Raw genomic sequence first — 5179 nt, 5'->3', positions numbered from 1 at the left:
TCCCGCCCGCCGGCGGTCCGGAAGTCGAACGGTTCAAAGGTTGAACGGTTCAAAGGGTTGGAGCTAGAGGTTGAGGAGCAGCATGGAACGGATTCAGGTAACGGTCAACGGACAGGTGCGGAGCTGCGACGGGGTAGGTCCGCACACCAACCTTCTCGACTGGCTGCGGGATGAAGGACTGACCGGATCCAAGGAAGGCTGCGCCGAGGGCGAATGCGGCGCATGCGCCGTGATGGTCTCCCGGCCCGACGGCGCCGACGGCAGCCGGTGGACCTCGGTCAATGCATGCCTGCCTCCTGCTCTCGCCTTCGACGGCCAGGAGATCGTGACAGCCGAGGGGCTCGGTACTGCACCGGGAGCCTGCGCGGTGAAGAAGCTGCACCCGGTCCAGCAGGAGATGGCGGAGCGTGGAGGTTCCCAGTGCGGCTACTGCACGCCGGGTTTCATCTGCTCGATGGCGGCGGAATACTATCGGCCTGAGCGCAGCACGGGGGCTTCGACCGGTCAGGCTTCGAACAACGCGAACAACGCAACCAATGAAACTGGCGACGGCCCGGCATCGGGCGATCACGCACGGACCGGGACTTCAGTGGTCGGGGAGGAGCATGCCGCCGACCACGAGAGCGGTCCCAACGGCTTCGACCTGCACGCCCTGAGCGGGAACCTCTGCCGGTGCACCGGGTATCGGCCTATCCGCGACGCCGCCTACGCCCTCGGTGCCCCGCAGGGAACCGACCCACTGCTCCGGCGCCAGGACAGCCCCGCACCGGCTGCCCGACCTACGCGCAGAATGGCCGACGGTGCGCGGTTCGTCCGCCCGCAGTCCATGGGGGAGCTGTTCGGGTTGCTCGGGCAGAACCCGGAGGCCAAGCTGGTGGCCGGTGCCACCGACCTCGGCGTGGAGGTGAACCTCCGGCACTCCCGGCCATCCCTGGTGATGGCGATCGACCGGCTCGAACCGTTGCGGGTGCTCACTGTGGACGCTGAGCGGATCGAGATCGGCGCGGCGCTGACCCTCTCCGAGGTGGAGCGTGGCCTGGACGGGCGGGTGCCGCTGCTGAACCAGCTCTTTCCCCAGTTCGCCTCCCGGCTCATCCGGAACGCTGCGAGCTTCGGCGGCAACCTGTCCACCGGCTCACCGATCGGCGATTCCGCCCCGGCGCTGCTGGCCTTGAACGCGTCAGTGGTGCTGGCATCGGCGGACGGCGAGCGCGAAGTAGCGCTGGCCGAATACTTCATCGGGTACCGCCAGAGCGTTCGGAAGCCCGGCGAGCTCCTCCGCGCGGTACGGATTCCGCTGCCGCTCGCCGAACAGACGGCCTTCTACAAGATCGCCAAGCGGCGCTTCGACGATATCTCGAGTGTCGCCGTCGGCCTTGCGCTCCAGCTCGACGGCGGCACCGTCTCCTCTGTGCGGATCGGTGTGGGAGGCGTAGCTGCCACTCCCATCCGGGCCCTTCGAACCGAGGAGGCACTGCAGGGCCAACCGTGGACCTCCGAGGTCGTGGCAGTAGCCTCGGCCGTTCTGGCCACCGAGGGCACGCCGATCGACGACCTGCGGGCCAGCGCCCGCTACCGTTCGGCCATGCTCGAACAATCCCTGCTCCGGTTCTACGCGCAGACCCAACCAGCCGCACTGGAGGTAACCCGGTGAAATCGCTCGCGAATCGCCCCGTCAATCCCGTAGTGGGTCTGCCCGTTCCCCACGAAAGCGCCGACCTCCACGTCACCGGAGAGGCACTGTATACCGATGACCTCATTGTCCGTAGCTCGAACGTGCTGCATGCCTGGCCGGTCCAGGCGCCGCACGCCCACGCCCTGGTCGAGTCGCTGAGCACCGACGCGGCGCTGGAGGTCCCCGGCGTGGTCCGGGTCCTGACGGCGGCCGACGTGCCCGGAATCAACGACGCCGGGATCAAGCACGACGAGCCGCTCTTTCCCAGCGAGGTCATGTTCTACGGTCATGCGGTGTGCTGGGTGCTGGGGGAGACCCTCGAGGCAGCACGCCTCGGAGCGGAGGCAGTGCAGGTCGGCTACCGGCCGCTGCCGTCCCTGGTGACCCTGACGGAAGCGATCGACGCGATGAGCTTCCAGGGCAACCAGCCGACGCTCACCCGGGGTGAAGCGGACACCGCCCTGGCTGCCGCGGCGCATCGCTTCAGCGGCGACATCGAGTTCGGCGGCCAGGAGCACTTCTACCTTGAGACCCATGCCTCCTTCGTCCACGTCGACGAGGGCGGGCAGGTCTTTGTCCACTGCAGCACGCAGCACCCCACCGAAACCCAGGAAATCGTGGCCCACGTCCTGGGGCTGACCAGCTCCGAGGTGACGGTGCAGTGCCTGCGGATGGGAGGCGGCTTCGGCGGGAAAGAAATGCAGCCGCACGGCTTCGCAGCCATCGCCGCACTGGGCGCCACGCTGACCGGCCGGCCGGTGCGGTTGCGGCTCAACCGCACCCAGGACATCACCCTCTCGGGCAAGCGACACCCGTTCCACGCCCGCTGGGAAGCCGGCTTCGACGAGGAGGGCCGTATCCAGGCGCTCAAGGCAACGCTGACCAGCGACGGCGGATGGAGCCTTGACCTGTCGGAGCCGGTCCTGGCCCGGGCCCTGTGCCATATCGACAACTCCTACTGGATTCCCAACGTGGAGGTCCACGGCCGGATCGCCCGGACCAACAAGACCTCCCAGACAGCCTTCCGCGGTTTCGGCGGGCCGCAGGGCATGTTCGTCATCGAGGACATCCTGGGGCGCTGCGCCCCGCTGCTGGGTATCGACGCCGGCGAACTGCGCAAGCGGAACCTCTATGTCCCGGGGCAGAGCACTCCCTATGGCCAGCCGGTCCGGCACGCCGAGCGGCTCCATGCCATCTGGCAGGAGCTGCACGACCGCGCCGACGTCGAGCGCCGCCGGGAACAGATCGAGGCGTTCAACGCGTCGCACCCCCATCTGCGGCGCGGCCTGGCCGTCACCCCGGTGAAGTTCGGTATCTCCTTCAACCTCACCGCGTTCAACCAGGCCGGCGCGCTAGTGCACGTCTACAAGGACGGATCGATCCTGATCAACCACGGCGGGACCGAGATGGGCCAGGGGCTGCACACGAAGATGCGACAGGTGGCGGCCACCGCGCTCGGCGTGCCGTTGCGCCTGGTCCGGCTGGCTCCCACCCGCACGGACAAGGTGCCCAACACCTCGGCGACCGCGGCCAGTTCGGGTGCCGACCTCAACGGCGGGGCGGTGAAGAACGCCTGCGACCAGATCCGCGACCGGCTGGCCGAGGTGGCGGCGCGCAAGCTGAACATCCATCCCGACGACGTCCGGTTCGTCGACGGCGTGGTCACCGGGATCGGTTTCTCCGACCCGGGGATCGCCTTCGCGGACCTGGCCCGGGACGCCTACTTCCAGCGTATTTCCCTCTGGGCCGCAGGGTACTACCGTACCGAAGGACTGCACTGGGACAGTGCCCGCATGCAGGGCGAGCCGTTCAAGTATTTCAGCTACGGAGCGGCGGTCTCGGAGGTCGAGGTCGACGGGTTCACCGGCGCGTACCGCCAGTTGCGGACCGACATCGTGCACGACGTCGGCGACAGCCTGTCGCCGCTGATCGACGTCGGGCAGATCGAGGGCGGATTCGTCCAGGGAGCCGGCTGGCTGACCCTTGAGGAGTTGCGGTGGGACTTATCCGACGGGCAGCACCGCGGGCGCCTGGCCTCGCAGTCGGCGAGTACCTACAAGCTGCCCAGCTTCTCGGAGATGCCGGAGGAGTTCAACGTCCACCTCTTCGAAAAGGCTACCGAGGACGGCGTGGTCTACGGATCGAAGGCGGTCGGTGAACCGCCGATCATGCTCGCCTTCAGCGTCCGCGAAGCGCTTCGCCAGGCAGCCGCGGCCTTCGGTCCCGGGAACCGGGAGGTCGAACTCGCCAGCCCGGCAACTCCCGAGGCGGTCTTCTGGGCCATCACACGGGCCCGGGACGCCCAGGCGGCACTGGATGCCGGGGCACCTGGTGTGCAGGTGGGGCCGGTTCCCGCAGCGTTTCCCACAGTGGTTCCGGCCCCGGCGCACTGAGATGGATTGACATGGATTGGTTGGAAGCACTGCAGCTCCTGCGCTCGAGCAGCCGGCCCGGGGTGCTCGCCACCGTCACCGCGGTGCGGGGCCATGCTCCCCGGGAGGCCGGTGCAAAGATGCTGGTCGGTGCCGATAGCGCCTGGGACAGCATCGGCGGCGGCAACCTGGAAGCCACGGTGATGGACCGAGCGCGGGCCATGCTCGACGCCGGCAGCACCCTGCCCGAAAGCCTTACGTTCCCGCTCAACGAGCATGCCGTGACCCGGCATGGAAAGCAGTGCTGCGGGGGCGTGGTCGACGTCCTGCTGGAGCCGTTCCTGCCCCGGCCCACCGTCGCAGTGTTCGGAGTGGGCCATGTCGGCCACGAGCTGGCCCGGATCCTCTCCCGGCTGCCCCTTCGCCTGCAGCTGGTGGACAGCCGCGCCGATCAGGTAAGTCCTGCTGAGCTCTCCGACGTGACCGGAGGGTCTGCCGACGTCCACCCCGTCCACAGCCCGGTTCCGGACTCGGTGCTGGGGGGGCTGCCGGCCGGCTCACATGTGCTGATTCTGACCCATGACCATGCCGAGGATTTCCTCCTGTGCGATGCCGCGCTGCGCCGGGGCGATCTGGGGTCGGTCGGCCTGATCGGCTCCAGCGCGAAATGGTCCCGGTTCCGTGTCCGGTTGCTGGCCGAGGGGCACGCGGCGGCCGACGTCGATCGCATCAGCTGTCCCATCGGACTCCCGGAGATCACCGGCAAGGCGCCGGCCGTGATCGCCGTCAGTGTCGCGGCAAGGCTGCTTCAGCTTCTCGCGTCGAATCCCGAGGACTGAAGCACTGGCTCAGCCACGACAGCCAGCGTCCGCAGGGTCGGCGTTACCTGCTCCGGATCGTCACTCGTAGGGCGGCTCACTCTCCCGTGACTTCCGCGGGAGAGTTGTCGAGAAGTGGTGCCCATCCCACAGCAGCATCACTGTACCGACGGGCAGGAACGCCAACGCCGGAAGCCATTGAGCAAAGGCAAGAAGACCGAGCGCGACCAGCAAGACGACAAGCGTAGCGATTCGCGTCGATTTCTGCATGACCTACCTTCCTATGGTGCGAGGCTACCCTCCGGCGGGCGGTA

Annotated in this window: 4 protein-coding genes; 3 read left to right on the top strand and 1 reads right to left on the bottom strand. The window is 68.0% G+C overall.

The window, feature by feature from the left end:
* Window positions 1-82 precede the first annotated feature (82 nt).
* From Y704_RS0104705 to xdhC, 3 genes are read left to right on the top strand one after another with little or no spacing between them, the layout of a single operon-like run.
* Window positions 83-1654, top strand: a complete 1572-nt coding sequence (locus Y704_RS0104705; RefSeq protein WP_026549254.1) for a xanthine dehydrogenase small subunit — start codon at window positions 83-85, stop codon at window positions 1652-1654.
* Window positions 1651-4068, top strand: a complete 2418-nt coding sequence (gene xdhB, locus Y704_RS19015) for a xanthine dehydrogenase molybdopterin binding subunit (protein ID WP_051476698.1) — start codon at window positions 1651-1653, stop codon at window positions 4066-4068. The genes Y704_RS0104705 and xdhB overlap by 4 nt, the downstream gene beginning before the upstream one ends.
* 11 nt (window positions 4069-4079) lie before the next feature.
* The gene (xdhC, locus tag Y704_RS0104695) at window positions 4080-4886 is read left to right on the top strand and encodes a xanthine dehydrogenase accessory protein XdhC (RefSeq protein WP_026549253.1); all 807 of its coding nucleotides are present in this window, start codon (window positions 4080-4082) and stop codon (window positions 4884-4886) included.
* 60 nt (window positions 4887-4946) lie between these two features.
* On the opposite strand, the gene Y704_RS0104690 is transcribed toward xdhC, so the two are convergent.
* On the bottom strand, window positions 4947-5135 hold the full coding sequence (locus tag Y704_RS0104690; RefSeq protein WP_026549252.1) for a hypothetical protein: 189 nt from the start codon (window positions 5133-5135) through the stop codon (window positions 4947-4949).
* Between the last annotated feature and the right edge of the window lie 44 nt (window positions 5136-5179).

The sequence above is a fragment of the Arthrobacter sp. Br18 genome (assembly GCF_000520555.1).
GTDB lineage: Bacteria > Actinomycetota > Actinomycetes > Actinomycetales > Micrococcaceae > Arthrobacter_D.
Note: the sequence above shows the minus strand (reverse complement) of the source record. Positions and strands in the feature narration are given on the sequence as shown.

What these genes read in the sequence shown, in the direction of transcription:
- Y704_RS0104705 (WP_026549254.1), top strand. Translation starts at nt 83, where the DNA reads ATGGAACGGATTCAGGTAACGGTCAACGGACAGGTGCGGAGCTGCGAC.
- xdhC (WP_026549253.1), top strand. Translation starts at nt 4,080, where the DNA reads ATGGATTGGTTGGAAGCACTGCAGCTCCTGCGCTCGAGCAGCCGGCCC.
- Y704_RS0104690 (WP_026549252.1), bottom strand. Translation starts at nt 5,135, where the DNA reads ATGCAGAAATCGACGCGAATCGCTACGCTTGTCGTCTTGCTGGTCGCG.